General features: G+C 43.8%; 26 protein-coding genes and 1 pseudogene. 7 read left to right on the plus strand and 20 right to left on the minus strand.

All coding sequences use genetic code 11. The annotated features are described in order from the left end of the window. The first annotated feature begins 663 nt into the window (after nucleotides 1–663). Together Xhom_RS08085 and cspE are read left to right on the plus strand one after the other, a co-directional pair. Complete coding sequence (locus Xhom_RS08085; protein WP_069316584.1) at nucleotides 664–1,149, plus strand: methylated-DNA--[protein]-cysteine S-methyltransferase; 486 nt, start codon at nucleotides 664–666, stop codon at nucleotides 1,147–1,149. A gap of 187 nt (nucleotides 1,150–1,336) precedes the next feature. After that, nucleotides 1,337–1,546 (plus strand): transcription antiterminator/RNA stability regulator CspE, encoded by a 210-nt coding sequence (gene cspE / locus Xhom_RS08090; protein ID WP_045969514.1) that lies wholly within the window; start codon nucleotides 1,337–1,339, stop codon nucleotides 1,544–1,546. 78 nt (nucleotides 1,547–1,624) lie between these two features. Here the strand turns inward: cspE and crcB are convergent, their stop codons facing one another. The 3 genes from crcB to lipB form a co-directional block, all read right to left on the minus strand. Further along, a complete protein-coding gene (gene crcB / locus Xhom_RS08095) occupies nucleotides 1,625–1,999 on the minus strand; it encodes a fluoride efflux transporter CrcB (protein WP_069316583.1) in 375 nt (124 codons plus the stop codon). A gap of 15 nt (nucleotides 2,000–2,014) precedes the next feature. Then, nucleotides 2,015–2,980 carry a lipoyl synthase gene (lipA, locus tag Xhom_RS08100; RefSeq protein ID WP_069316582.1) on the minus strand — a complete coding sequence of 322 codons (966 nt, stop codon included), beginning with the start codon at nucleotides 2,978–2,980 and terminating at the stop codon, nucleotides 2,015–2,017. Nucleotides 2,981–3,097: 117 nt separating this feature from the next. After that, complete coding sequence (gene lipB / locus Xhom_RS08105) at nucleotides 3,098–3,745, minus strand: lipoyl(octanoyl) transferase LipB (RefSeq protein ID WP_418384922.1); 648 nt, start codon at nucleotides 3,743–3,745, stop codon at nucleotides 3,098–3,100. 170 nt (nucleotides 3,746–3,915) lie between these two features. Between lipB and Xhom_RS08110 the strand changes: the two genes are divergently transcribed. The 5 genes and pseudogenes from Xhom_RS08110 to Xhom_RS08125 all read left to right on the plus strand — a co-directional run bounded on the left by Xhom_RS08110 (nucleotide 3,916) and on the right by Xhom_RS08125 (nucleotide 8,148). Further along, a complete protein-coding gene (locus Xhom_RS08110) occupies nucleotides 3,916–5,376 on the plus strand; it encodes a TrkH family potassium uptake protein (RefSeq protein ID WP_069316581.1) in 1,461 nt (486 codons plus the stop codon). Between the two features lie 328 nt (nucleotides 5,377–5,704). Then, nucleotides 5,705–6,178 carry a hypothetical protein gene (locus tag Xhom_RS08115; protein ID WP_069316580.1) on the plus strand — a complete coding sequence of 158 codons (474 nt, stop codon included), beginning with the start codon at nucleotides 5,705–5,707 and terminating at the stop codon, nucleotides 6,176–6,178. Nucleotides 6,179–6,204: 26 nt separating this feature from the next. Next, nucleotides 6,205–7,119, plus strand: coding sequence for a siderophore-interacting protein (locus Xhom_RS08120; protein WP_069316579.1), 915 nt, complete (start codon nucleotides 6,205–6,207; stop codon nucleotides 7,117–7,119). Then, a pseudogene (locus Xhom_RS36505) lies at nucleotides 7,116–7,318 on the plus strand (ATP-binding cassette domain-containing protein); the annotation flags it as partial. The gene Xhom_RS08120 and the pseudogene Xhom_RS36505, both read left to right, overlap by 4 nt. A gap of 326 nt (nucleotides 7,319–7,644) precedes the next feature. Then, nucleotides 7,645–8,148 (plus strand): TetR/AcrR family transcriptional regulator, encoded by a 504-nt coding sequence (locus Xhom_RS08125; protein WP_335673754.1) that lies wholly within the window; start codon nucleotides 7,645–7,647, stop codon nucleotides 8,146–8,148. A 105-nt stretch (nucleotides 8,149–8,253) separates the two neighbouring features. Here Xhom_RS08125 and ybeD read toward each other — a convergent pair whose 3' ends face one another. From ybeD to corC, 17 genes are all read right to left on the minus strand, one after another. Continuing rightward, entirely contained in the window at nucleotides 8,254–8,517 is a 264-nt protein-coding gene (ybeD, locus tag Xhom_RS08130) for a DUF493 family protein YbeD (RefSeq protein WP_069316578.1), read from the minus strand. A gap of 112 nt (nucleotides 8,518–8,629) precedes the next feature. After that, nucleotides 8,630–9,838: a D-alanyl-D-alanine carboxypeptidase DacA gene (dacA, locus tag Xhom_RS08135; RefSeq protein ID WP_069316577.1), complete on the minus strand. Its 1,209-nt coding sequence runs from the start codon at nucleotides 9,836–9,838 to the stop codon at nucleotides 8,630–8,632. A gap of 248 nt (nucleotides 9,839–10,086) precedes the next feature. Next, nucleotides 10,087–11,100 (minus strand): endolytic peptidoglycan transglycosylase RlpA, encoded by a 1,014-nt coding sequence (gene rlpA, locus Xhom_RS08140; protein ID WP_069316576.1) that lies wholly within the window; start codon nucleotides 11,098–11,100, stop codon nucleotides 10,087–10,089. Between the two features lie 12 nt (nucleotides 11,101–11,112). Continuing rightward, nucleotides 11,113–12,225: a peptidoglycan glycosyltransferase MrdB gene (gene mrdB, locus Xhom_RS08145; protein WP_069316575.1), complete on the minus strand. Its 1,113-nt coding sequence runs from the start codon at nucleotides 12,223–12,225 to the stop codon at nucleotides 11,113–11,115. An 8-nt stretch (nucleotides 12,226–12,233) separates the two neighbouring features. Continuing rightward, nucleotides 12,234–14,144, minus strand: coding sequence for a peptidoglycan DD-transpeptidase MrdA (gene mrdA / locus Xhom_RS08150; protein ID WP_069316574.1), 1,911 nt, complete (start codon nucleotides 14,142–14,144; stop codon nucleotides 12,234–12,236). Nucleotides 14,145–14,180: 36 nt separating this feature from the next. After that, nucleotides 14,181–14,651 (minus strand): 23S rRNA (pseudouridine(1915)-N(3))-methyltransferase RlmH, encoded by a 471-nt coding sequence (gene rlmH / locus Xhom_RS08155; RefSeq protein ID WP_069316573.1) that lies wholly within the window; start codon nucleotides 14,649–14,651, stop codon nucleotides 14,181–14,183. A gap of 2 nt (nucleotides 14,652–14,653) precedes the next feature. Next, complete coding sequence (gene rsfS / locus Xhom_RS08160) at nucleotides 14,654–14,980, minus strand: ribosome silencing factor (RefSeq protein WP_084023113.1); 327 nt, start codon at nucleotides 14,978–14,980, stop codon at nucleotides 14,654–14,656. A 95-nt stretch (nucleotides 14,981–15,075) separates the two neighbouring features. Continuing rightward, nucleotides 15,076–15,723: a nicotinate-nucleotide adenylyltransferase gene (gene nadD / locus Xhom_RS08165; protein WP_069318463.1), complete on the minus strand. Its 648-nt coding sequence runs from the start codon at nucleotides 15,721–15,723 to the stop codon at nucleotides 15,076–15,078. A 58-nt stretch (nucleotides 15,724–15,781) separates the two neighbouring features. Then, nucleotides 15,782–16,858 carry a DNA polymerase III subunit delta gene (gene holA / locus Xhom_RS08170; RefSeq protein WP_069316572.1) on the minus strand — a complete coding sequence of 359 codons (1,077 nt, stop codon included), beginning with the start codon at nucleotides 16,856–16,858 and terminating at the stop codon, nucleotides 15,782–15,784. Further along, nucleotides 16,855–17,400 (minus strand): LPS assembly lipoprotein LptE, encoded by a 546-nt coding sequence (gene lptE / locus Xhom_RS08175; protein WP_069318462.1) that lies wholly within the window; start codon nucleotides 17,398–17,400, stop codon nucleotides 16,855–16,857. The genes holA and lptE overlap by 4 nt, the downstream gene beginning before the upstream one ends. Nucleotides 17,401–17,445: 45 nt before the next feature. Next, nucleotides 17,446–20,028 carry a leucine--tRNA ligase gene (gene leuS, locus Xhom_RS08180; RefSeq protein WP_069316571.1) on the minus strand — a complete coding sequence of 861 codons (2,583 nt, stop codon included), beginning with the start codon at nucleotides 20,026–20,028 and terminating at the stop codon, nucleotides 17,446–17,448. A 198-nt stretch (nucleotides 20,029–20,226) separates the two neighbouring features. After that, complete coding sequence (locus Xhom_RS08185; RefSeq protein WP_069316570.1) at nucleotides 20,227–20,952, minus strand: amino acid ABC transporter ATP-binding protein; 726 nt, start codon at nucleotides 20,950–20,952, stop codon at nucleotides 20,227–20,229. Continuing rightward, nucleotides 20,952–21,626: a glutamate/aspartate ABC transporter permease GltK gene (gene gltK / locus Xhom_RS08190; RefSeq protein ID WP_069316569.1), complete on the minus strand. Its 675-nt coding sequence runs from the start codon at nucleotides 21,624–21,626 to the stop codon at nucleotides 20,952–20,954. The genes Xhom_RS08185 and gltK overlap by 1 nt, the downstream gene beginning before the upstream one ends. A gap of 4 nt (nucleotides 21,627–21,630) precedes the next feature. Next, on the minus strand, nucleotides 21,631–22,371 hold the full coding sequence (locus tag Xhom_RS08195; RefSeq protein WP_069316568.1) for an amino acid ABC transporter permease: 741 nt from the start codon (nucleotides 22,369–22,371) through the stop codon (nucleotides 21,631–21,633). A gap of 138 nt (nucleotides 22,372–22,509) precedes the next feature. Then, nucleotides 22,510–23,397 (minus strand): glutamate/aspartate ABC transporter substrate-binding protein, encoded by an 888-nt coding sequence (locus Xhom_RS08200; RefSeq protein ID WP_084023109.1) that lies wholly within the window; start codon nucleotides 23,395–23,397, stop codon nucleotides 22,510–22,512. A 494-nt stretch (nucleotides 23,398–23,891) separates the two neighbouring features. Continuing rightward, nucleotides 23,892–25,421, minus strand: coding sequence for an apolipoprotein N-acyltransferase (gene lnt / locus Xhom_RS08205; RefSeq protein WP_069316566.1), 1,530 nt, complete (start codon nucleotides 25,419–25,421; stop codon nucleotides 23,892–23,894). A gap of 10 nt (nucleotides 25,422–25,431) precedes the next feature. Further along, nucleotides 25,432–26,310 carry a CNNM family magnesium/cobalt transport protein CorC gene (gene corC / locus Xhom_RS08210; protein ID WP_069316565.1) on the minus strand — a complete coding sequence of 293 codons (879 nt, stop codon included), beginning with the start codon at nucleotides 26,308–26,310 and terminating at the stop codon, nucleotides 25,432–25,434. Between the last annotated feature and the right edge of the window lie 16 nt (nucleotides 26,311–26,326).

The raw sequence follows: 26,326 nt of genomic DNA on the forward strand, positions 1-26,326 counted from the left end.
TTATTATTACTTATATTAATTGGATTCATCTATTTTAGCATTTAATTTAATCTATTTTACCCACTGGATAGTAAATATTAACATTCTTGAGTATCTGCATTATTTGAACGTACTTTCTATGAAGCTACTTTGCTATGGCTCTGTGTTTAAAAATGGTTAATTTGATGGGGATTAACAATAATCATAGGTATCCGATTGATGAATAATTCTCACCACTATTTGCTATTAACGCTTGTGATTACTGGATATATCAACGCTATTCACCTTATTGATTAACTGGCCATCGTGTAATGTATACCTCATAGTTATCTATAAATAATAACACTTCTGGTAAAATTTCTTAGTGGTATAGCTAGTTAAAGATAATAAAAAATTAACATATGTGTATTGTATCGAGATAATATTAAATGAAATAAAATCTATATATAGTTATATTTTTAATGAATCGGCATATATGTAGTGTTTTAAGCATTTTTAAATAGATATTATTAAAAATAAGACATTATATCTTATTGGTAGAGCTATAATTTTAATTGTCAGAAGAAGTGATGGTTTCTTTGTTAAATTGTCAGATGTGTAACCGAATTCATCATTGCAAATTGATGAAAGAGAGATTTAGGCTAGTACAGAAATTTTTAATAATAAATTAAATGGAGGTAGTTTATGTATCATCATTACCTGAATGCCCCAGAAGGATTTCCTAAGCCTTATGTACATATCACAGCGGATGATGAAGGCGTGACCAGCATCTATTTCGTTAATGAAAAGAAAGCATTAGAAGCTAAAAGCGCAATTACTCGGCAGTGTGTAAAGGAATTACAAGAATATTTCAAAGGGAAACGACTAACGTTTACTGTTCCCTTAAGTATGCCGGGAACTGAATTCCAGAAGCGCGTCTGGCAGCAGCTTTGCAATATTCCCTACGGTGAAATGTGGAGCTATAAACAACTGGCATTGACGTTAGGGTCGGTAAATTATTGTCGTGCGGTTGGTATGGCAAATTCACGCAATCCCATTTCATTGATTGTGCCTTGTCATCGGGTCATTGGTCATGATGGCAAGTTAGTGGGCTATACTGGTGGACTGGATATCAAAGCATGGTTGCTGGAGCATGAAAAGAACAAGAAGATGAAAAGTAAACAAAACTAAAATGGGGTGCTGTTTTATTTGTGAAATCATCATTGGCGTATAAAATAAATCAATGAAATTAAACAAAACGTGCATTTTTTACATTTTGTTATATATTTCGTGATCTATGTTGCAGACAATGGACTATATTATTTGGTGTACTGTATGCGACGCTAAGTTTGTGTCTTTTTTATTAAAGGTAAGTTTGATGTCAAAAATTAAAGGTAACGTTAAGTGGTTTAATGAATCCAAAGGATTCGGTTTTATCACTCCAGAAGATGGTAGCAAAGATGTTTTTGTGCACTTTTCCGCCATTCAGTCTAACGGATTCAAGACTTTAGCCGAAGGCCAAAAAGTCGAGTTTGAAATTACTGAGGGCGCTAAAGGTCCATCTGCTGCGAACGTTGTCGCAATCTAATTTCGAATCCCATATTTTGAAAACCCGTTCTTAGTAACGGGTTTTTTTCATTTTATCAGTTTGTAATCTGGAGGCGTATTAGAGTTTGTGCATAACAGCAAAAGCAATGACTATCATCAGTAACGAACCTATCACATTGGCCAGAATGCCGATCAGTGCCCAAGCTATCTTTCCCGCCTGTAATAGATAAACCACTTCGGCAGAAAAGGTAGAGAAAGTCGTTAATCCTCCGCAGAAACCCGTGGTAATCAGCAGCCTCCAAACTGGATCAAGATGGGACGCTTTATTGAAATAAGCCAGACCTAACCCAATAATAAATGCACCAATACAATTAGCCGTCAGAGTACCAACAGCAATCGGGGAAGGCGGGTGATTTAGGCGGAGGCTGATAAACCAGCGTAACACGCTACCTAAGCCACCACCGATAAATACAGCAAGAATGGTATTCATTATAATGGTGGCAATAGGTTATTTGACTTCCATACCTTTGGCTTGCAAATCAGCATGGTAAGAAGAACGAACAAACGGACCGCAAGCGGCATGGGTAAAGCCCATTTCTAACGCAGCTTCTTTCATCTCTTCAAATTCGGCTGGGCTGACATAACGCTGAACGGGTAGGTGGTGGCGGCTTGGTTGTAAATATTGACCAAGGGTCAGCATGGTAACACCATGTCTACGCAGATCCCGCATGACTTCTAAAATTTCTTCGTTGGTTTCACCCAACCCTACCATCAAACCTGATTTGGTTGGAATATCAGGGTGAGCTTCCTTGAATTTTTCCAGGAGTTTCAGTGACCATTCGTAGTTAGCACCCGGACGAACCTGACGATATACCCGAGGTACGTTCTCCAGATTGTGGTTGAATACATCTGGCGGAGTTGCAGTCAGAATCTCCAACGCACGATCCATACGACCACGGAAATCTGGAACCAAAGTCTCGATCTTAATTGATGGACTTTTTTCACGAATAGCGGTGATACAATCGGCAAAATGTTGTGCACCACCATCACGCAGGTCATCACGGTCAACAGACGTAATAACGACGTAACGTAGCGCCATATCTTGAATAGTTTGCGCGAGTTTGACGGGCTCATTTGCATCAGGCGCATTCGGGCGGCCATGTGCTACATCACAGAATGGGCAGCGACGGGTACAGATGGCGCCAAGGATCATAAAGGTGGCGGTTCCGTGGTTAAAACACTCGGCAAGATTAGGGCAGGAGGCTTCTTCACAGACGGAATGCAGCCCATTTTTGCGCATTGCAGCTTTGATACCCTGAATGCGGCTGGAATCAGCCGGAAGTTTGATTTTCATCCACTCAGGTTTGCGCAAGAGTGCTTCACGTTCTGTGGCGACTGTCTTCACAGGGATTAAAGCCATCTTGTCTGCGTCGCGGTATTTGACACCACGTTCCATCTGAATTGGTTTACTCATAATCGTGCCGGTTCCAGTTATATGCTTCAGATTTTGACTTACTACCCGATGATTGTGACCGTGACATCGGGGCAATAAATCCATTCAAATTTTTTTGAAAAATGTTAAAAAATTATATCATCTTTCAGCGATTAGTTTAAATCCCAAGATCTGACAGAATTTTTCCACCAGAACGGGTTGTACATCATCAATAGTTACCCCAGTAACAAAATCACTGAGTTGGATCATTTGCATGCCCGCATAACCACATGGATTAATGCGTAAAAATGGTTGTAAGTCCATTGCAATATTTAGTGCCAGACCGTGGAAAGAACATCCTTTGCGGATACGCAGACCAAGGGAACATATTTTGTTGCCTGAAACATAAACTCCGGGAGCATCGGGACGAGCATATGCTTCCACACCAAAATGAGCCAAAGTTTCGACCACGGTATTTTCGATTGAAGTTACCAACTGACGAACCCCAATTTTTGACCGTTTCAAGTCAACTAAGACATACATGACCTGTTGTCCAGGGCCATGATAAGTGACTTGACCACCTCGATCCGATTGGATCACGGGGATATCACCAGCAGCAAGTACATGTTCGGCTTTACCCGCCTGACCTTGCGTAAATACTTTTTCATGTTGGACGAGCCAGATTTCATCAGGTGTTTCTGCTGTACGTTGCTCAGTGAACTGGTGCATGGCATCAGAAACTGGCTCGTAAGGCTGAATCCCTAACTGGCGTAAAATAACGGTGTTATGTTGCAATGGGAACTTCATCATTCGTTAACAAAAAGTGCCCGTCAGTATAACGCTCTAAAATGATTCCCACCAGTTTGAGAATGCCTTAAGGCGATAATATTGTTTATTAGACAAATATATTTCCATTTTGTATTAAGATAGTTATATATTTTGATGATTACTCCTTTAATCTCTGTTTGAGCTAATAGATGGTCAGAAAAAATCAACTCCTGATTGTTGGGCATCTTTGCAGTTTTTTGGTGCTTCTTTACAGTTTTTCAATGCTGCTACCCATTTTTGTGGCATTGTTTTATAAGGAAAAAAGCATTTTTGCTTTTTTTGATACCTTCATCATTGGGTTAGTTTCCGGAGGAATTGGTTGGTATTTTACTCGCAAAACTAAAGCGCAACCCAATACGCAAGATGGATTTCTTATCATTGTGCTTTTCTGGCTGCTGTTTTCGTTGCTCAGTGCCTTGCCTTTTGTGCTCGACAAGAGTCTGAATATTAATTTGGTGGATGCGATGTTTGAAGGCGTATCGGGCATCACGACGACTGGGGCAACGGTGTTGAATGATGTCTCTGTATTGCCTAAATCTGTCCTCTATTATCGTGCCCAGCTCAATTTCATTGGTGGATTGGGCGTCATCGTCCTTGCTGTAGCCATCCTGCCATTATTGGGCATTGGTGGTGCCAAACTTTATCAATCAGAAATGCCCGGCCCCTTTAAAGAAGAGCGACTGACTCCGCGCCTTGCCGATAGCGCCAAAAGTTTATGGGTCGTTTATTTGCTACTGGGTGGATTATGTTCAGCCAGTTTTTGGGGGGCCGGGATGTCGTGGTTTGATGCTATTTGTCATGGTATTTCAACGGTCTCATTGGGGGGATTTTCGACTCGTAATGAAAGTTTGGGTTATTATGACAGCTCCGCCATTGAGATGGTGGGCGGCATTTTTTCGATATTGTCGGCTGTCAACTTTACACTCTACTTCATTGTCCTGACGCGCAGGAGCCTGAAACCGCTGTTAAAAAACGCTGAGCTTCAATTCTTCTTGTTGGTACTAACAGCGGTAATTTGCATTATCTGGCTGGAATTATACCGTTCAGGGATGTATGGCGTGAAGGATGCTTTTGTTCATGGCTTTTTCATGACCAGCTCTATGATGACGGACAACGGACTCGCGACTTCTGATTATGCCCAATGGCCACCTCACACGATCTTAATGCTGCTGGCTGTCAGTTTTTTTGGGGGCTGTGTGGGATCGACGTGTGGCGGCATTAAGGCACTTCGCTTCATGATCTTGGCAAAACAGAGCTTCAGTGAAATTAACCAGCTTGTTCACCCTAATGCGATTTCAACCATTAAAATTGGTAAATCAGTGGTTCAGGAAAGAGTATTGCACTCTGTCTGGGGCTTCTTTTTCCTCTATGTTTTTGCCAGTTGTTTCTTTATCTGGGCGTTGAATTTGCTTGGTTATGATTTGGTCACGTCATTTGCCACCGTTGCCGCGTGTATCAATAACATGGGGATCGGATATGGCGCTACGGCACAAGGTTTCGGTAATCTTGATGCTACGGCAAAATGGATGATGTGTGCCGCGATGTTATTGGGACGGTTGGAAATTTACCCAATACTGATTTTGTGCTCGAAAGCATTCTGGCGTTTTTGACTGGGATTTGTTCCTAAGACATAAGCGCTGCATCTTGAAATCCATTCGGTATATATAGTTGGGGGGAGGGAAGTCATTTGTAGCGGAACAGATTATCCAATCTTGCATTTCTCGAATTAAGATATTAACAGAACACTATGCTGCAATATCAGTTTTTAAATGATTAATATTTGAATAACCAAGTTGTTCAGGTACTGTATTAGTATATTAATCTTATTGAGAATAATTATAGAAATGATAATCATTTAATTTATCATTTGTGGTGTTTTGTGTATTATGCCTATAACTAATTAATCATGTCCTTGTTTTTTGGTAACACAAAATCAACATGAGTCTGAAACGATATTACCTTTTTGCCTTGAGCCAATTTGTCCCAAACCAATCGGATAAAAATTGTTCGTTATCAGGTTTCGCGGTTGGACTACTGACATTGGGTTCTATGTTATTTCTGATAGGGACTCTACTTTGGGGCATCTTCATTGGTTGGCTGCCCGCTTCTGTTGGTTTGTTACAATTTTGTCTGACTCCTCATCTACCTCTTTTCTTTGATAAACAGACTGTGATTATCAGCCATCATGTGGCAATCCTATTAAGTGTCTCGGCAATAGCGACCCCCGGCTATCAACTTTTACTGAATGAGCCGCTTTTTACAGATAAAAGTGCGGGATTAATTTCTACCAACTATACGCTGGGATATGGATTAAGTGCATTGGCCGTACCTGCCATCGCTGGCTTTTGCCGCTTTGCTTTTCGTCATCGCTGTGGGGTTATGGAATTTTCAGCGAAAGTTAATCGTCAATGATAAATAACTTCTTGGGAGAAGTTTCTATGTCTTCAGTTTACGGCGTTTTTGATTTGTCTCTAAAAGAACGGATTATGATATCACCCTCGATATTACGTTGCGTCTTCAACGGGCCAGAAGTACATCAAATGCAGAGATATGCCCCGGATCAACGTATCAAATTACTCTTACCGCTCGCGAATAGTATCGAACTAAAGTTAAATAGCGAAGGGGATTGGTATCGTGATTATATGGCTATCCCTAAAGAACAGCGCCCGCTGATGAGAACTTATACGATCAGAGCCTTGCGTGTTGAACAGCAGGAAATGGACGTGGAATTTGTTCTGCATGGTAAAAATAGCCCTGTATCAAATTGGTTATCGCAGGCTAAAGTGGGAGATCCATTGCAAGTGATTGCGCCAAAAGGGGAGCATCAAGATTGCTTTGATGGATGTGAATGGAAGCCTTCTCCACAAGTATGTCACTCTCTTTTGATTGCCGATGAAGCTGCCTTACCGGCAGCGTTAGGCATTCTCGAACAGTTGGCGCAATATGATGATCCGCCTTATGTACAGGCTTTCTTCGAAGTGCCGATAGTGGAGGATTGTATCAATGTGGAACATTTCACTTTTGCTGATATTTTCTGGCTCCCTAGAGATGAGGGAGATAAACATGCATATGGTGAACGATTGGTAGAGGCTGTACGTCAGTATGCTACGATCCCTGATTCAGCGACGACTCAGATGCAATCTCTGGTTGAAGAGGTTTCTCCTGAAGAAAGATTATGGGAGAGGGCAAATAACGAAAATAGCGCACAGAGTTTTTACGCATGGGTAGCGGCAGAATCATCTACGGTAAAAAAACTACGCCATTATCTGACCCTTGAACGGTATTTGGATCGCACTACAGTTAATTTCATGGCGTATTGGTCTAAATCGTCATCCAGAGGTAATCAAGCTTGATTGAGAGCATTTCATCACCTGTTTCCACTTTCAGCTTGCAACAAATTAGCTTTGCTGTGCTAGGTAAGCGATTACTCAATAATTTTTCATTGACGTTTACCTCAAGCCTAGTCGTTGGGTTAATTGGTCACATGGTTCTGGAAAATTGGCATTGTTGAAAATGCTGGGACGCCATCAATTACCCAACCAAGGAACCATCCGATTCTGAACTAATGGCAAATCGGTTGGTTGGTAGTTTATCTGGTGGTGAACGTCAACGCACATGATTGGTTGTACCTTATTTTAGTGCTGCTACGACGACAGGTAAGATAGAACGGAGAATCCCCTGTAACTGTAGGATCTTGAGGCTCTTATATTATCAATAATTCCCATACCGATCAGTATTTATATAGTTACATAGCAAATAGTTATATAGCAAAGGCGCTTAAAATGGCACAGATGGGGCGTCCCCGTACTTTTGATCGTGACGAAACTATTCGGTAGGCGATATACCTGTTTTGGGATCTCGGTTACGAATCTACATCATTGGCATTACTTAAGGCGGGTATTGGTGGTGGCATCAATGCCCCCAGTTTCCATGCGGCATTTGGTTCTAAGGAAAATTTGTTTAAGGAAGTGATTGAACATTATGTTGTGACATATGGTCAGGTTATAGCTTGTTTATGGGATGAAAGTTTATCATCGCGAGAGGCAGTTGAGCTCGCTTTACGCCGTTCGGCTAATGGGTATCCAAAGGAATGTATACTGGTATTATCAGCAAGCACTTGTGCTCCCGAACATAAACATGTGCAAAAAATGTTGGCGGAACAACGTGCAAGAACACTTGAGGGGTTCATAGCATCTATTCAACGGGCTGTAGAATGTGCCGAATTTCCTGCTGATGCAAATGTATGGGCCTTTGCAGTAAGTTTTCACAGCTTTCTGCTTGGGTTATCAAATTTAGAGAGGGATGGAATACTTGGGAATGAACTGGATATCGCGGTTACTGAAATGATGGGTAACTGGGATATACGTGGTGCTTTGGTGTAGTGTTTTTGTGTAGTGCTTTGGTTAAGTCGTAGATATCCAACTAACCTTCATCCAAAAGAAAACGCTGACTAAAAAATCAGCGTCTTGTCATATTACAGCACTGCATTACAGAACAACGCGTACCAGTTCCAAAGCACCTAATTCTTCATACAGTGTTTCAACTTGCTCAATATGAGTAGCGTTGATGGTAATGGAAACAGAGTGGTAATTGCCTTTGCTGCTTGGTTTTACGACTGGGGAGTAATCGCCCGGAGCATGGCGCTGAACCACTTCAATCACGTGGTCCACCAGCTCAGGTTGAGCTAAACCCATCACTTTGTAGGTGAATGAGCAGGGGAACTCAAGCAGTTCATTTAATTTTGTTTTCATGGGCACTCCTAAATATATTTGCCACGGCAGAATAGTGAATTTCTGCCGTGGCGTGAAAATTTTCTAACAATTATTGAATTAATATAAGGCTAAATATCTAGCTTTCAAGAGATCAACCAAACCAGTGGTGGAACATCAGTCGGATATAATCGATCATGCGGCTGAAGAAGCCTCCTTCTTTCACTTCTTGCATCACAACTAATGGGCGTTGTTCAATAGTTTTACCATCAAGCTGGAAATTAATGGTTCCAACAACTTGATTCTTGGCGAGCGGCGCATGCAGTTCGGTATTGTCTAATACATAGCTAGCTTTCAGATCTTTCAGACGGCCACGAGGGATTGTTAGGTACACATCTTTATCAACGCCTAATTGGACTTTATCTGTGTCACCAAACCAAACGGGTTCTGAAGCAAATTCTTTGCCGACTTGCATTGGTGAAACCGTTTCGAAGAAGCGGAAGCCCCAAGTCAGTAATTTTTTGCTATCAGTTTCACGTCCTTTGAAAGTTGGGCTACCCATCACAGCAGAAATCAGGCGCATATTGCCTTCGGTCGCAGATGCAACAAGGTTATAACCGGCACCACTGGTATGGCCTGTTTTAATACCATCGACGTTCAGACTTTTATCCCACAACAAACCATTGCGGTTAGGTTGACGTATATTGTTGTAAGTAAAATCCTTCTCTTGATAAATTGCGTACTCATCGGGTACATCGCGGATGAGAGCCTGGCCAATCAGGGCCATATCATGGGCAGAGCTGTATTGGTCGTTAGCATCCAGACCGTGGACGGTTTGAAAATGTGTATTTTGCAGTCCCAAACTTTGCACGTATTTATTCATCAAGTTGACGAAGGCATCTTGGCTGCCTGCAACGTAATCGGCCATTGCAACACAGGCATCATTGCCGGATTGCAGGTTGATACCACGGGATAGCATAGCAACAGAAACTTGGTCACCGGGTTTTAAAAACATTAAAGAGGAACCTTTAAATACCGGATTACCTGTTGCCCAAGCATCTTTACCTACGGTAACAGTGTCATTAGGGCCGATTTTTCCTGATTTGATGGCCTGACCAATCACGTAGCTGGTCATCATTTTGGTCAAACTGGCCGGATCGCGGCGAACATCCGCATTTTTTTCAGCCAATATCTTTCCTGAGTTGTAATCAATCAGAATATAGGCTTCTGAATCTAGTTCAGGAACACTGGGGATCATGCTCTTAAAATTATCATCCGCATTGGCGAACGTAGAAACGCCGGCAGCCAGAGCGATGCCCAAGGTGGCACTTTTAATAAAATGGGAGGTAACTATATATTTCATGATTGATTAGGTAACATCCGTGAGAGAAGAATTAATAATAAACCACATAATAACAAATGAAAAAAAAGCTGACATTAAACAAAATTGAGCGATTGGCAGGTTTACACTTTTTTACCCGATTTTTTTCCTAAGGTTTTTATTTTCCTGCTGATAGGAATGTGATAATCCAACATCATCACCTGCGTTGATATTGGATTATCTCTATTGGATATATACCCGTTGTTTTGAGATCCATTGGGTATAGCAGATCAGGGCGCAACAATAAAAGAAGATTGATGCATCTGGTCAGTTAATTTATTTTGTAGTTCTACGGCTTCTTGACGACTGCTGAATGGGCCTAATTGGACACGATAGATATTGCCAAATTGTATGATACGGCCTTGTACGTTAAAACGTTGGCTTAACGATTGTTGCCATTCTTTGGCTTTTTGTTCAATGCTGACAGCACCTACCTGTACTATGTAGCTACCTACTGCTCCTGTTGATATTGGTGCTGATCCATTAGAGGAAACGGTTGAAGTCGTTACTGATTCAGATTGTGGCTGTGCTGGGGCTGTTGGCATTTCCACAGTAGGTGGAATAGCTGATGGATTTTCTATATCCTCCGCATTGGCAGACAAATTTTGTTCGGCAGAGTGTCCTGTCATAGTCGACGGTGTATTTAATGATTGCGATACGATATTAGGCCTGTCAGGTAATGCAAAGCTTTGTTTGACGAACGTAGCCCCTTCTGTTCCCACCCCGGAAAGTGAGCCATCAGGTGCAACCTGAATACCCTCCAGTTTCACTTTACTTTGTGGCATTAAATTCAGACGCTCAGCAGCCGAACGTGATAATTCAATGATCTTTTCAGGCTTATTGTAAGGGCCTCTATCATTGATCCTGACAATCATCATGCGTCCATTGCTTAAATTGGTTACACGCAGATAACTTGGAATAGGCAAGGTCGGGTGAGCAGCCGTTAAAGTATAAGGGCTAGCTCGTTCACCAATTGCTGTTACTTTTCCATTGGCTTCTTCACCGAACCAGCTAGCATAGCCTGTTTGAGTGAAATTGGCCGGATCTTGCACGATGTGATACGTTTGCCCATTCTGCTGATAATCCTGATTAGCACTTGGATGATAAGGCTCATACAGAGGTTCTGCCCCTAAAACTTCACGAGTTGGTACAGGGGGAACAGAAGATCCCCGATCATTGCCTGTTGGTGTACAGCCTGCTATCAGAGCCGCTACGATGCCAAATATAAGCCATTGTTGACGCATGAAACTTTTTCCTCATAAACTTTTGGACAATAACTTACGATGCGTATGTATCGACATGATGATGCCGAACCCCGCCATTAAGACAATCAATGCTGAACCCCCATAGCTAACCATTGGCAGGGGAACACCAACTACCGGCAAGATACCGCTTACCATGCCGATATTGACGAAAACGTAGACAAATAAAATCAGTATCAGCCCCCCGGTCATGACTCGGCCAAAGGTATTCTGTGCTTTGGCAGCAATAACTAAACCGCGCAGAATAATCAGCAAATAAAGCCCCAGCAAAACGAGAACGCCTATCAGACCAAGCTCTTCCGATAGCACGGCAAAAATGAAGTCAGTATGCCGTTCGGGCAGGAATTCTAACTGCGATTGTGTGCCTTGTAGCCAACCTTTTCCGAATAACCCACCGGAGCCAATTGCAATTTTGGACTGGATAATATGGTAGCCTTTACCCAGTGGATCACTTTCTGGATCCAGCAGCATCATAACGCGGGCTTGCTGATAGTCATGCATCAGGAAAAACCACAATATCGGGAGGAAGCAGGCAACCAATAAAACAGCAACGCCGATTAACTTCCAATTCATTCCCGTCAAAAACAAAATGAATAACCCAGAAGCAGCAATCAGAATGGATGTTCCCAAATCAGGCTGTGCCGCTACAAGCAAGGTAGGAACAAAAATCAAAACGAGTGCTATGCCAGTGTTTTTCAGTGAAGGAGGACAGAGATCACGGTTCATAAAACGGGCCACCATCAAAGGAACAGCGATTTTGGCAATTTCTGAAGGCTGAAAACGTACAATGCCGAGGTCTAGCCAGCGCTGTGCCCCCTTACTGATTTGACCAAAAACATCAACCAGAACCAGTAATATAACACACCCAATATAGAGGTAGGGGGCCCAATTCTCGTATAGACGTGGTGGTATTTGGGCTAAAACAATCATGACTACCAACCCGATAATGACCTGTCCGACTTTACGTTCCATCATATCGATGTCTTGTCCGCTGGCACTCCACATAATAAAAAGACTGTAGACCAGTAATACCAAGATGCACAGCAGCAATGGAATATCTATATGTACTCGGGTCCAGAAAGGAACCTTGTTTTGAGAATCAGTCATGGCGTTACTCAATTAGCTTGTGTTCTACTCGTCCCTGCTCCTGTTGTGGGCGGTGCGACAGCAGAAGAGGTGGTATGGTTATCCCTGAGTAAAATGTGATCCAAAATTTGGCGGACGATAGCACCTACAGGTGTCCCAGCTCCCTCATTTTCCAGAATAATGGAGACAGCAACTGTTGGATTATCATAGGGAGCAAAGGCAATCATCAATTTATGGTCACGCAGGTGTTCAGCAAGTTTGCTCGCATTATAGGTTTCATAACTGAAAACTTGAGCAGTACCTGATTTGACTGCGGCTTTGTACGGTGTACCAGCAAAGAAACGGCGGGCAGAGCCATTCGGAGCATTAGCAACGCCATACATGCCATCTTTGGCAATTTCCCAGTATCCAGAATGAATATCGTCAATCGGCTCACTGACTGGAGATTGGTAAGGTTGCATTTCGCCATTAACCCGCATATTCATTAAGAAATGTGGTGTTCTTACCTCACCATCATTAATTAGCGTCATCAGGGCTTTTACCATTTGCATGGGCGTGGCAGTCCAGTATCCCTGACCGATGCCAACGGAAATGGTATCGCCCTGATACCACGGTTTTTTATAGCGTTTGAGCTTCCATTCACGGGTTGGCATGTTACCCGGACTTTCTTCTTTTAAATCAATGCCAGTGAATTGACCGTAGCCAAATTTAGACATCCATTCGGACAGCCTGTCAATGCCCATATCATAGGCAACCTGGTAGAAAAAAGTATCCGCTGATTCAACAATCGACTTATGCACGTTAAGTTTTCCATGCCCCCAGCGTTTCCAGTCACGGTAACGTTTATCTGAACTTGGTAACTGCCACCAGCCGGGATCATTGATCGTGGTATTCTTTGTTATGACATCACTGCTGAGGGCGGCAACGGCAACAAAAGGTTTCACCGTTGATGCTGGAGGATAAGCCCCTTGTGTCGCTCGGTTAATTAATGGGCGGTTAGGATCGTTCAGTAAGGATTTATAATCTTTACTGGATATGCCATCGACAAAGAGATTCGAATCGTAGCTTGGATTGGACACCATGGCCAAAACTTCCCCATTTCTGGGGTCGGTGACAACAACTCCTGCACGACTGGTTGTCAGTATCTGTTCGATATAGGTTTGCAGTTCTAAGTCGATCGACAGATAAATATCTTTACCTGCCTGTGGCGGTTGTTCATGTAACTGGCGGATCACTCTGCCGCGGTTATTGACTTCAACTTCCTCATAACCCGGCTTACCATGCAGAACCGATTCGTAATAACGTTCAATCCCCAGCTTTCCGATATCATGGGTCGCAGCATAACTGGGCAAAATCCCTTCTTTATCGAGCCGCTCGACATCTTTGTCGTTGATTTTGGCAACGTAGCCGATCACGTGAGTCAGAGCAGAACCATAAGGATAATAACGGCGTTGATAGCCCTTGATTTCCAACCCGGGAAAGCGATATTGGTTGACAGAAAACCGAGCTACTTGAACTTGGTCAAGTGGCGTTTTCAGCGGAACCGAAGTAAAACGCCGTGCCCGCAGACGCTCTTTTTTGAAGTTTTCGATATCTTCATCTGTGAGTCCAACAACGGAGCGCAGTTCATTTAATGTCTTATCAAGGTCAGCGACTTTTTGTGGCACGATTTCTAACTGATAAATCGTTCGGTTAGCTGCCAGAGGTGTGCCAGTGCGGTCATAAATGATGCCCCGACTAGGGGCTATGGGAACAAGCTTAATGCGGTTCCCATTTGATCGGGTTTGGTAATCTTCATGACGTGTGATCTGGAGATTATAGAGATTGGCTATCAGAATGCCCGTTAAAATAATAATACCAATAAACGCCACGAGCGCGCGGCGTATAAATAGGGCTGATTCAGCCGAATGATCGCGAAAAGGGGTTCGTTTATTCTTCATCCCATTACCAGAATTCACGGTGATAGATTACCCAATTTATTCCCGATGATAAGGGTGGTTAGTTGTGATGCTCCACGCTCGATAAAGGCTCTCCGCAACCAGTACCCGCACAAGAAGATGTGGTAGGGTCAAGGGAGAAAGAGACCAGCTTTGTTCTGCTGCTGCTTTACAGGCAGGAGCTAAACCTTCAGGGCCGCCAATAAGCAGGCTGACATTCCTACCATCTAGTTTCCAACGTTCAAGCTGTTGTGCTAATTGTGGGGTATCCCAGCGAGAACCGGGTATATCCAGAGTCACAATGCGATTGCCTTTAGCGATAGCGGCTAGCATCTGTTCGCCTTCTTTTTCCAGAATGCGTTTGATATCAGCGTTTTTGCTTCGTTTTCCTGCCGGAACTTCAATCAGCTCAAAAGGCATGTCTTTGGGAAAACGATTCAAATAATCTATAAAGCCGGTCTGAACCCAGTCCGGCATTTTTGTTCCTACAGCGACTAATTGTAACTTCAAACTCAGCTCCAGAGTCTTTCCAGTTCGTACATGCGACGGCTGTCTTCCTGCATGACATGAACCATTATTTCGCCGAGATCGACGACTACCCAGTCTGAAATGCCTTGCCCTTCAACACCCAGGAGCATAATGCCGGCTTGGCGGCAATCATCAACGAGATTATCTGCTACAGACATCAGATGGCGGCTTGATGTTCCGGTGCAGATAACCATGCAGTCAGTAATACTGGATTTTCCGCGAACGTCTATAGAAACAATATCCTGAGCTTTGGAATCTTCAAGTTTATCAATAACGAATTGTTGTAGTTCTGTGCCTTGCAAAAGGATCACCTTTATTTCATAAAATTGTTTGAGTGGCGCAGAATAATAGCATGCCAATCTCTCTAAAAGTAAGCAACTTAGCGGCAAATAACCGTATGATTTCGTTAAGACCTGTATAGCCCCTGCGAATCGATATAATTTTGTATCGATGGAGGAAGCAGATCATCACAGCTTAGACCTTGCTGGTGACGTTGGCGAATATCGGTTGCCGAAATGTTTAATAGCGGAGTGGCAGCTAAATAAATGTAACCTTGCGGTTTTTGACTCAATGGAAGTGGTGTGTCAACTTGATGCTTTTTGAGCCATTGTTGCACTTCTGGCGTCGAAAGTGAGTTTTGATAACCGGGACGGGAACAGACCAGCAGATGGCAGATGTCGAGTAACTCTTCCCACTTATGCCATGTATGGATAGTTTGCAATGAATCCTGACCAATGATGAACGCTAATGGATGTTTGCCGACTTCCTGACGAAAGGACTTCAATGTTTCTATCGTATAAGAGGGCGTCTGGCGATCCAGTTCGCGAGTATCTACGGTAAACAGTGGGTTTCCTTGCACGGCCAGCCGAACCATCTCCAGTCGTTGCTGAGCTGTTGCTTCTGGTTGAGGGCGATGTGGCGGCACGTGATTAGGCAACAAAATAACCTGCTTAAGCCCCACGAGTTGCGCCAATGCTTCCGCAGAACGCAAATGACCATAATGGATGGGATCGAATGTGCCACCAAATAGTGCTTGTATCACCGGAGAACCCATATTGGTTGTCGAGTCAATAGCCGGTATTGGATTAATAGAATTTATCGGATCAATAATATCAAGCATTCAAGAAGCTCTCTGGTAATGGTTTTCCACATAACAGCATGGAAAGCGTTTCCAGGTCAGCCCAAATGGAGTGGCTATAATCCTGTTTGACTCGCAGTTCCATCTGGGTCAACAATTGTATGGCAGATTGCAGATCATTCAATGATAGCCGTTGTAATGCCGTTGTCAGCAATACTCGACGATTCTGCCAAACTTTGTGCTGATCAAACAATGTCTTCAGGGGGACAGTTTTCTCCTGACGCTTAAGCACCAGCAGTAGCATCAGCTCTCGTTGTATGGTGCGAAGCAAAATAATAGTCTCAGTATCTTCTTGCTGAAGTTGCTTCAGTATATGCCATGCCCGTTTTATTTTGCCTGCCAGCAAGGCATCAACCCAATGATAGGGAGAAAAGTGGGCTGCATCGTTGACGGCTTCTTCAACACGAGGAAGCGTCAGCCGATTATCGGGGTAGAGCAAGGAAAGGCGTTCCAGTGCCTGAGCCAATGCTAATAAATTTCCTTCATAGCAATAGCACAGTAACTGGTTGGCTTCATCTTCCAATGATAGCCCCATGTTTTTGGCACGCTGTGCAACCCACTGTGGCAGACGGTGTTGTTCAGGTGCGAGGCAACTGACGTACACGCCATTTTGTCCAATCGCTTTGAACCACGGGCTATTTTCCTGTGCCTTGGTGAGTTTGTGTCCACGCAGTATCAGCAGGATATCGGGATGCAGCAACTCCGCCAGTTTGGTCAGTCGTTCCGCCATTGCTGCATTCGGGCCACTTTCCGGCAACAGAAGGGTGAGTGACTGACGGCTAGCAAACAGGCTGAGTGACTGACACAGGCTGAAGATTTCGTCCCAATCGGTATGGTTATCCAACGAGAAGGTGAAATGTTCCATAAAGCCATGTTGTTCAGCCGCTTTACGTATGCTGTCCTGACTTTCCTGTAGTAGCAACGGCTCGTTGCCCCATAGCAGGTAGTTGTTCTGTAGTTGATTATTTTGAAAGTGATTACTTTGAGAGTGATTGTTTCGCAGCCCTTCATTGAGCTGCGAAATAAGTTGTTCAGGATAAAGTCGGATCATTGCTGTTGTGCAGCCGCAGCTTTCTGTTTTTCTTCGGCTTTCAGACGTTCGGCACTATGAATAGTCAACAGTTGGCGCATAAGCTGGCGAGTCGCCTGTTCGCGCATTTCCTGCTGAACCAGTTCATTTTCTGCATCTTTTGCCAAAGCTTCCAATGAGTTATCGAAGAAAGAACGATCAACTCTTGCACTCAATGGATAGATACTGCCATTCGGCATCAGCACTTGAGCGTCAACAGATAGCACGAGCTGACGTTCAGCCGATTTACCATCCTGAAAAACAGAGACAGTTTCTTTGTTTTCAGTAGAACCCAGAAGTTTCAGGATAGGTACTGAAGCATCACCACGCTCAACGATTTTGACATCGTTCAGACGAAGTTGCTGGCGTACTGCCCGTGCCAATGGGCCGTAAGGATCACCTGAACTCAATTGCAATGTTTGCAGCTCTTTTGGTACCTTTGTTGTGCCTTGAAGGTGAAAGCCGCAGCCAGCGGTGACTAGTACCGCCAAGCCCAGCAACAACGTGCAAATACGATGCCGCAGATTATTTCCTATCACATTTCCGTCCACAAAAGTGGCCTCCTGTTATCAGCCAACGACCAGATTCAGTAACTTACCTGGAACATAGATGACTTTTCGAATACTGACGCCTTCAAGATATTTCGTCACGCTATATTCTTGGGTCGCCATTTCTTGAACATACTCTTTTGTTGCATCTGCCGGTACAGTAATGCGACCACGAACTTTGCCGTTAATCTGGATGATGACAAGTTTAGTATCGTCGATCATTGCTTGTTCATCTGCCTGTGGCCATGCTGCTGTGTCAATATCATTTTCGTTGCCGAGTGCTTTCCACATAACAAAGCAAGAGTGTGGTGTAATAGGAGAGAGTATACGTACAATTGCAGTCAGTGATTCCTGCATCAAGGCACGATCTTGCTCGGTTTCCTGTGGCGCCCGCGTCAGTTTGTTCATCAGTTCCATGATGGCAGCAACTGCTGTATTGAATGCTTGACGGCGACCAACATCATCGGTGACTTTGGCAATGGTTTTGTGCAGATCGCGGCGCAGATCTTTCTGTTCAGAAGTCAGATTGCTGTTATCCAGCGGCTGGGTTGCCCCTTTGTTGCTGTGTTCATAAACCAGACGCCAAACGCGTTTCAGGAAGCGGTTAGCACCTTCTACGCCTGATTCCTGCCATTCCAGAGTCAGCTCTGGTGGTGCTGCAAACATCATGAACAGACGGACGGTGTCAGCACCATATTTATCGACCATAACTTGTGGATCGATGCCGTTATTCTTGGATTTCGACATCTTGCTCATGCCGGTATAAACCAGTTCATGACCTTCTTTATCCGTCGCTTTTACAATGCGGCCTTTGTCATCCCGTTCAACAATAGCGTCAGCTGGGGATACCCAGATTTTCTCGCCGCTGTTGCCGGTATAATAGAAGGCATCAGCCAGCACCATGCCTTGGCACAGCAGCTTTTTGGCTGGTTCATCGGAGTTGACCATGCCCGAATCGCGCATCAGTTTATGGAAGAAACGGAAGTACATCAAATGCATGATTGCATGTTCAATACCGCCGATATACTGATCCACGGGGAGCCAGTAGTTAGCCGCAGCCGGATCCAGCATACCGTTATCATAATCTGGACAGGTATAACGCGCGTAATACCATGAAGATTCCATAAAGGTATCAAAGGTATCTGTTTCAAGCAGGGCAGGTTGGCCATTAATGGTCGTTTTTGCCCATTCAGGGTCAGCTTTTATTGGGCTGGTGATGCCATTCATCTCGACATCTTCTGGCAGGATAACGGGCAATTGATCTTCTGGAACAGGAACAACAGTACCGTCTTCCAGTGTTGCCATTGGGATTGGTGCACCCCAGTAACGTTGACGGGAAACGCCCCAGTCGCGCAAGCGGTAATTGACCTTACGTTGGGCAACACCCATTTCAACCAGCTTATCCGCGATAGCATTGAAACCGTCTTCATGGCTCAGGCCGCTGAATTCACCGGAATTGACCAGTGCATTCTTATCGGTAACTGCTGCCTCCTGAACATTGGGTACGTTGCCATCGTTGTCCAGAATAACGGCTTTCATTGGCAGGTTATACTTGGTAGCAAATTCCCAATCGCGTTGGTCGTGACCAGGAACTGCCATGACAGCACCTGTGCCATATTCCATTAAGACAAAATTAGCAACCCAGATAGCGACTTTTTCGTTGGTCAATGGATGAATAACGAACATGCCGGTCGCCATGCCTTTTTTCTCCATAGTTGCCATATCTGCTTCGGCAACTTTGGTATTACGGCATTCGTTGATGAATTCTGCCAGTTCCGGGCTATTTTCCTCAGCCTGTTTTGCTAAAGGGTGACCTGCCGCTACAGCGACATAGGTTGCTCCCAGAAATGTATCTGGGCGAGTGGTATAAACCGTGAGTTTTTCTTGACTGTCAGCGACATCAAAAGTGATTTCAACACCTTCAGAACGGCCAATCCAATTACGCTGCATCGTTTTGACCTGTTCAGGCCAATCTTCCAGTTTATCCAGATCGTTCAGCAGTTCCTCTGCATAAGCGGTGATCTTGATGAACCACTGAGGAATTTCTTTGCGTTCAACTTGGCTATCACAACGCCAGCAGCAGCCGTCAATAACTTGTTCATTCGCCAGAACGGTCAGGTCATGTGGACACCAGTTAACGGCGGAGGTTTTTTTATACACCAAACCTTTTTCGTACAATTTAGTGAAGAACCATTGTTCCCAGCGATAGTATTCTGGTGTACAGGTAGTGACTTCACGATCCCAATCATAACCAAAACCCAGTGTTTTCAACTGGATTTTCATGTAATCAATGTTGGAATAAGTCCATGGGGCGGGTGCGGTATTATTTTTGACCGCAGCGCCTTCTGCCGGCAGGCCGAAGGCATCCCAACCAATAGGTTGCAACACATTTTTGCCTAGCATGCGTTGATAACGGGAAATCACATCACCAATGGTGTAATTACGGACGTGGCCCATATGTAGTCGGCCAGAAGGGTAAGGTAGCATTGACAAGCAATAGTATTTTTCTTTGCTGTTGTCTTCTGTCACTTTGAAAGTTTGCTTCTCTTGCCAATGAAGCTGGACTTGTTGCTCTATATCTTCTGGACGATATTGTTCTTGCATGGCACCGATAATCCTATGGTGAATAATAAAGCACGCCCTTAGCGTACATAGTTTGTGTTTATGAATTCGAAGAGCACATAGCATAGCTGATAAGAGATGGAGGCAACAACTCTTGTTAAAGGAGTAATGTTTAAAATTATTCTTTTTATAGGAAAATTAAGGTCGGCGGTGGCCTTATCATCCGCCGACAGGGAAGAATCAATGCAGAATTTTCGCTAGAAAATCGCGGGCACGCTCTGATTTAGGGTTGGCAAAGAAATCTTCTTTTTTACTGTCTTCGACAATTTTGCCTTCATCCATGAAAATAACACGGTGTGCCACTTTTCTGGCAAATCCCATCTCATGCGTCACAACCATCATGGTCATACCTTCCTTCGCCAGCTCAACCATCACATCCAGCACCTCATTGATCATCTCAGGATCGAGTGCGGAAGTAGGTTCATCAAATAGCATGGCGATTGGGTCCATGCAAAGGGCGCGGGCGATGGCGACACGCTGTTGCTGGCCACCGGAAAGTTGGGCTGGAAATTTATTAGCGTGACTGGTTAATCCAACCCGCTCCAACAGTTTCAAACTTTTTTCGGTCGCAGCTTTTTTATCGCGCTTTAATACCTTCACTTGAGCGAGTGTCAGGTTCTCAATAATGGACAGGTGAGGAAACAGTTCAAAATGTTGGAACACCATGCCTACTTGAGAGCGCAATTGTGCCAGATTGGTATTCTTGTCATTGACTTTTGTTTCATTTACGAGAATTTCACCCTGCTGGACAGGTTCAAGGCCATTGACCGTTTTTATCAGAGTGGATTTACCGGAACCAGAAGGCCCACAGACCACGACTACTTCGCCTTTTTTGACTTCAGTCGAGCAGTCAGTAAGAACCTGAAATTGGCCATACCACTTGGATACATTTTTCAGGGAAATCATCAAACAGTCCTTTTCTTCAAATAGTTAACCAGCATAGATGCGGCAAAACTAATCACAAAATAAACAACACCGGCAAACAGGATCATTTCAATCTGAGTACCGTCGCGTTCACCAATATTCGTTGCTGTACGGAAAAAGTCCGCCAGACTCAGTACATACACCAGAGATGTATCTTGGAATAATACAATGCCTTGCGTTAACAGCAATGGAGTCATTGCTCGAAATGCCTGTGGCAGAATGACCAAGCGCATACTTTGCATATGGGTCATACCCAACGCCAGTGCAGCGGAGGATTGCCCACGGGAAATGCTTAGAATACCCGCTCGAATGATTTCAGAATAGTAAGCTGCTTCAAAGAGTGAGAAAGCTACCATTGCAGAAATTAAACGGATATCGGTTTTTGGTGATATACCTAGAACATTTTGTAATAAGTTAGGCACAATCAAATAAAACCATAGCAATACCATCACCAGTGGCACTGAGCGAAAGAGATTAACATATAGGGTGGCGAACCAGCTCAGTGCCTTAATGGGAGAGAGACGCATCATCGCCAGAAGGGTTCCCCAAATAATGCCAATGATAACAGCTATTACAGTGATTTTGGCTGTTATCAGCAATCCACTCAGGAGGAAGGGCAAACTAGGAATAATCGAACTCCAGTCAAACTGATACATTTCTCTATCGCCCTCCCATATTGCCTGGCAGACGTACTTTTTTCTCAAGGATGGTCATGGCAAGCATGATCACCAGATTGATAGCAACGTAAGCCAGCGTAATTGCTGTGAATGTTTCATAAGCGTGTGCCGAGTAATCCAATAATTTCCCTGCCTGCGCGGCCATATCAACCAGCCCGATCGTTGAGGCGATGGCAGAGTTTTTCACCAAATTGAGCATTTCTGAGGTCATCGGAGGAATGATCACCCGATAGGCGTTTGGCAGCAAAATATAGCGATAAGTTTGCGGCAGAGTTAAACCCATTGCCAGACCAGCCGCTTTTTGTCCCCGTGGAAGTGACTGAATTGCAGCCCGAACCTGCTCGCATACGCGGGCGGCAGTGAATAATCCCAGACAAATGGCTGCGGAAATAAAAAATTGAATATCAGGATCCAGCTCCATTTTGAACCAATCACTCAGGTTCTTGGGCAGGAATTCTGGTACCACCAGATACCATGTAAAAAATTGGACAATAAGGGGAACATTGCGAAATAACTCAACATAACAAGTTCCCAACCCAGAAAGAAATTTATTCGGGACGGTGCGGAGAATGCCGAACAGTGATCCGACAACAAATGCAATGATCCAAGCGCAGATAGAAAGGGCTATCGTCACTTGAAAACCAGAAATAAGCCACCCCAAATAGGTGGTATTACCAAAAGGGGCAGCTTGTAAGAAGATGCCCCAATTCCAATCAACAGACATAACCGTTCTCCCTGAAGTGGGGTTGGCTGTAGTACTTAAAATGCTCTGACTCTAAAAACGATCTAAAAAAAATGAGGTAGGGAACGACTACCTCATACCCGGAGTGCCAACAAAATCGGGATTTTTCAGTCTATTTATTTAGTCCAGTGCCTTATCATTCGGGGATTTAAATAAAGCTTTCATATCATCTGACAGAGTAAAATTCAGGTTCAGTTGTTTAGGCGGAATAGGCTCTTTAAACCAGCGATTAAACATTTTTTCTGCTTCACCGGAGGTTTGTACTTTCACAATAACGTCATCGACCAATTTCTTGAATTGTCGGTCGTCTTTGCGCATCAAGCAGCCATAACCCTCTTTGGATTGTGGCTCACCGACGATAATCCACTGATCAGGTTTTTTCGCTTTTGCCCGTTCACCTGCCAGCAATGCATCATCAACCATGAAGGCAACTGCGCGGCCTGATTCCAGAGTGCGGAATGAGTCTCCATGATCTTTTGCGCTGATAATGCGCATTTTCATGTTCTTTTCATCGTTGAGTTTGTTCAGCAGCATCTCTGAGGTTGTACCTGAACTGACGACAACATTTTTTCCTGCCAAATCATCGAATCCTTTGATACCTGAATTTTTGTTAGTCAGTAGACGTGTACTAACGATAAAGATGGTATTGGAGAAAGTGGCCTGTTTTTGGCGTTCAAGGTTATTGGTGGTGGAACCGCACTCAAAGTCATAAGTGCCATTTTGCAATAGCGGAATACGGTTTTGAGAGGTAATCGGGATCAGTTTGACTTGCAGATTGGGCATGTTGAGTTTTTTCTTTACAGCATCAACAATCAGGTTGGAATAATCTTGAGCATAACCAACAACGTTTTGACTACTGTCATAGTAAGCAAATGGAACAGAAGATTCCCTGTGCCCAACCGTGATCATTCCAGCATCTTTGACTTTTTTCAGTGTACCAGTCAACTCCTCAGCATGGGCAGCACCTACCGCGCTAAGCAACATCATGGTTAACATCAACTTACGCATATACAGCTCCTTTATCGATTATTTTTGCGAATTTAGGTCTGCTTATAGATATTCGCGTTTCTACGTTGTTAGAGAAAATAGTTAGAAAAAATAGTTAGAGAAAACGATTCATAGAAACGATTTTCTGAATAATTTTGCTTATAAGATGTAAAAAAGTAATTCATAATGTTGCTTTTTTGAAACAACAATGTTTCTGTTTCGCGACCCGCGTCGCACTATAAATAAACAATTTCACTTATACGCGATAAAAAAGAGAATAATATTGAAGGCTGTTCACAGTTTGAATTTTTTAGTTATATATTCTGATTTATTATAAATTTTCGTGAGTATGTGAAATATTTTATGGCTAATTTAATATTATAAATAATGAGTGGGAGGGTTTTTCTGAAATTTTCTGTGGAGGGCATAGGCGATGTATATAAGCGATATAAAATCAGGGAATGAATAATATTCCCTGATTTTGGTTACTTCATCTTTTAAGCCGAAACATGAAATTAAGCTCTGCGGCGATTTTTCATAAAAGCGAAAATGATAAATAGTGCTGTTGCTCCCCATATCGGCCAATTACCAAAGCGGAAATAAGGTGTTATCCCTGTGGCAGGGGTTACTTGGGTTTCTAAAACTTGGCGGATAAATTGTGGGAGCTCTGCCTGAATTGAGCCATCCGGATTGACTACTGCGGTAACGCCGTTATTGGTTCCTCTTAATAGAGGGCGGCCCAGCTCGAGGGAGCGCATTCGAGCCATTTGGAAATGTTGCCATGGGCCAATGGAGCGGCCAAACCAGGCATCATTAGAAACGGTCAGCAAAAATTCAGTATCCGGTTTGAAATTATCACGAACTTGTTCACCCAAAATAATCTCATAGCAAATAGCGGCAGTAATATCATGCCCTGCAACAGAAAGTTGAGGCTGGATGTAATCACCACGACTGAAAGAAGACATGGGCAAATTGAAGAGAGGTGCCAATGGGCGCAGTATCGATTCCAGCGGAACAAACTCACCAAACGGTACGAGATGATGTTTGTCGTAACGAGTGGGAGCTGGGTATTGGTAAGGTGTTTTATCCCCCAATACGATAATGCTGTTATAGAATTTATATTCTTCTTGTGTCGGGCGAGCATCCACAATACCCGTAATTAGGCTAGTATTATGCTGCCTTAGCTGGGTATCCAATGTAGACAGGAATTTACTCTGGTTGTATTCGTTATCAGGAATGGCTGATTCCGGCCAGATGATGATGGGCGCTTTGCCAATGAAAGGAAGGCTGCTATCCCAATAAATATCCAGTGTATTCTTAAGAACGGCAGGATCCCATTTCATGGACTGGGGAATATTGCCTTGAACCAGTGCGATATTCGTCGTTTTTTCCGGCTGTAAGGTGTACCACGCATAGTGTCTCATGGGCCACGGCAACAGCAGAAGAAGAATGGCAATAATGACTGCTGATAGCTTTTTCTGAACCGTAGCCATTACCAACAATCCGCTAATCATCATTAACAGGAAAGTGAGGCCTTCCACCCCGAGAATAGGGGCTACCGCTTTCATCGGGCCGTCAATCTGGCTATAGCCGAATTGTAACCAAGGAAAACCTGTTAATACCCAACCTCGCAAGAATTCGGTGACTTGCCATAGTGCCGGGCTGACAATAACCAGTCTGATACTATTGGCAGTCGGGAAAAAGCGGTTTAGTAAGCCAGAAAATAGTGCGGGATAAAGGGCAAGGTAGGCAGATAACAGAATCACCAAGAAGACATTAATGGCGGTTGGCATTCCACCAAAGTCAGCAATACTGACATAAACCCAGTTCGTACCACTGCCAAATAAGCCAAGCCCCCAGCATAAGCCAATAAAGAATGCTTGGCGGGAGGTTCTGTTTAGGGTGAGGATTTGCAGGCCAAAAAGTGAAAGAAGGGCGGCAGGCCAGAAATCAAAAGGTGAAAAAGCCAGCGTTCCACTGGCTCCGAAAAAAAATGCCAGCACGGCACGTAGCCGCTGGCAATTCATTAATGAGGCTTTGTTCATCCAGATCCTATTATTGTTTATCAAGGCTAGGAACTTCAGCATCATCCGGTATTTTTACATGAACCTGAATGATCTTACGGCTATCAGACATTGCCACTTTGAAAAGATAGCCATCGATGGTGATAGATTCTCCACGGGAAGGCAGATGACCGAATGCTTGCATGACCAGCCCACCAATGGTATCAACCTCTTCATCGCTGAAATTGGTATCGAAAACGTCGTTGAAATCCTCAATTTGAGTCAATGCCCGCACTGAATAGGAGTGGCGACTTAAAGCACGAATATCGTTATCATCATCATCATCGTATTCGTCTTCTATTTCACCGACAATCAGTTCAAGAATATCCTCAATGGTGGCTAATCCGGAAACACCACCAAATTCATCGATCACAATCGCCATATGATAGCGTTGGGAACGAAATTCTTTCAGTAGGCGGTCAACCCGTTTACTTTCCGGCACCACAACAGCCTGACGAAGCACTTTATCAATGCTGAAAGGTTCTGCACCTGTACGCATAAATGGCAACAAGTCTTTTGCCATTAAAATACCTTCAATGTGGTCTTTATCTTCGCTGATCACAGGAAAGCGTGAGTGGGCTGACTCAATAATAACATCCAGACATTCGTCTAGAGATTGATTGCGTTTTAAGGTAACGATCTGTGAGCGTGGGATCATAATGTCACGCACGCGCTGATCAGCAATATCCATTACCCCCTCAAGCATTTCTCGGGTATCGGGATCGATCAGGTCGTTCTGCTCAGAATCACGGATCAGTTCAACCAAATCATCACGGTTTTTGGGTTCACCGTGAAAAAGCTGATTAAGAAGCTCAAAGAAGCCTTTCTTAGGGCCAGGGCTATCGTTATTAGAAGGATGGTCGTCGCTCATGGCGTTTTAATGAAAA

Source organism: Xenorhabdus hominickii, from assembly GCF_002632725.1.
In the GTDB taxonomy this organism is placed as follows: domain Bacteria; phylum Pseudomonadota; class Gammaproteobacteria; order Enterobacterales; family Enterobacteriaceae; genus Xenorhabdus; species Xenorhabdus hominickii.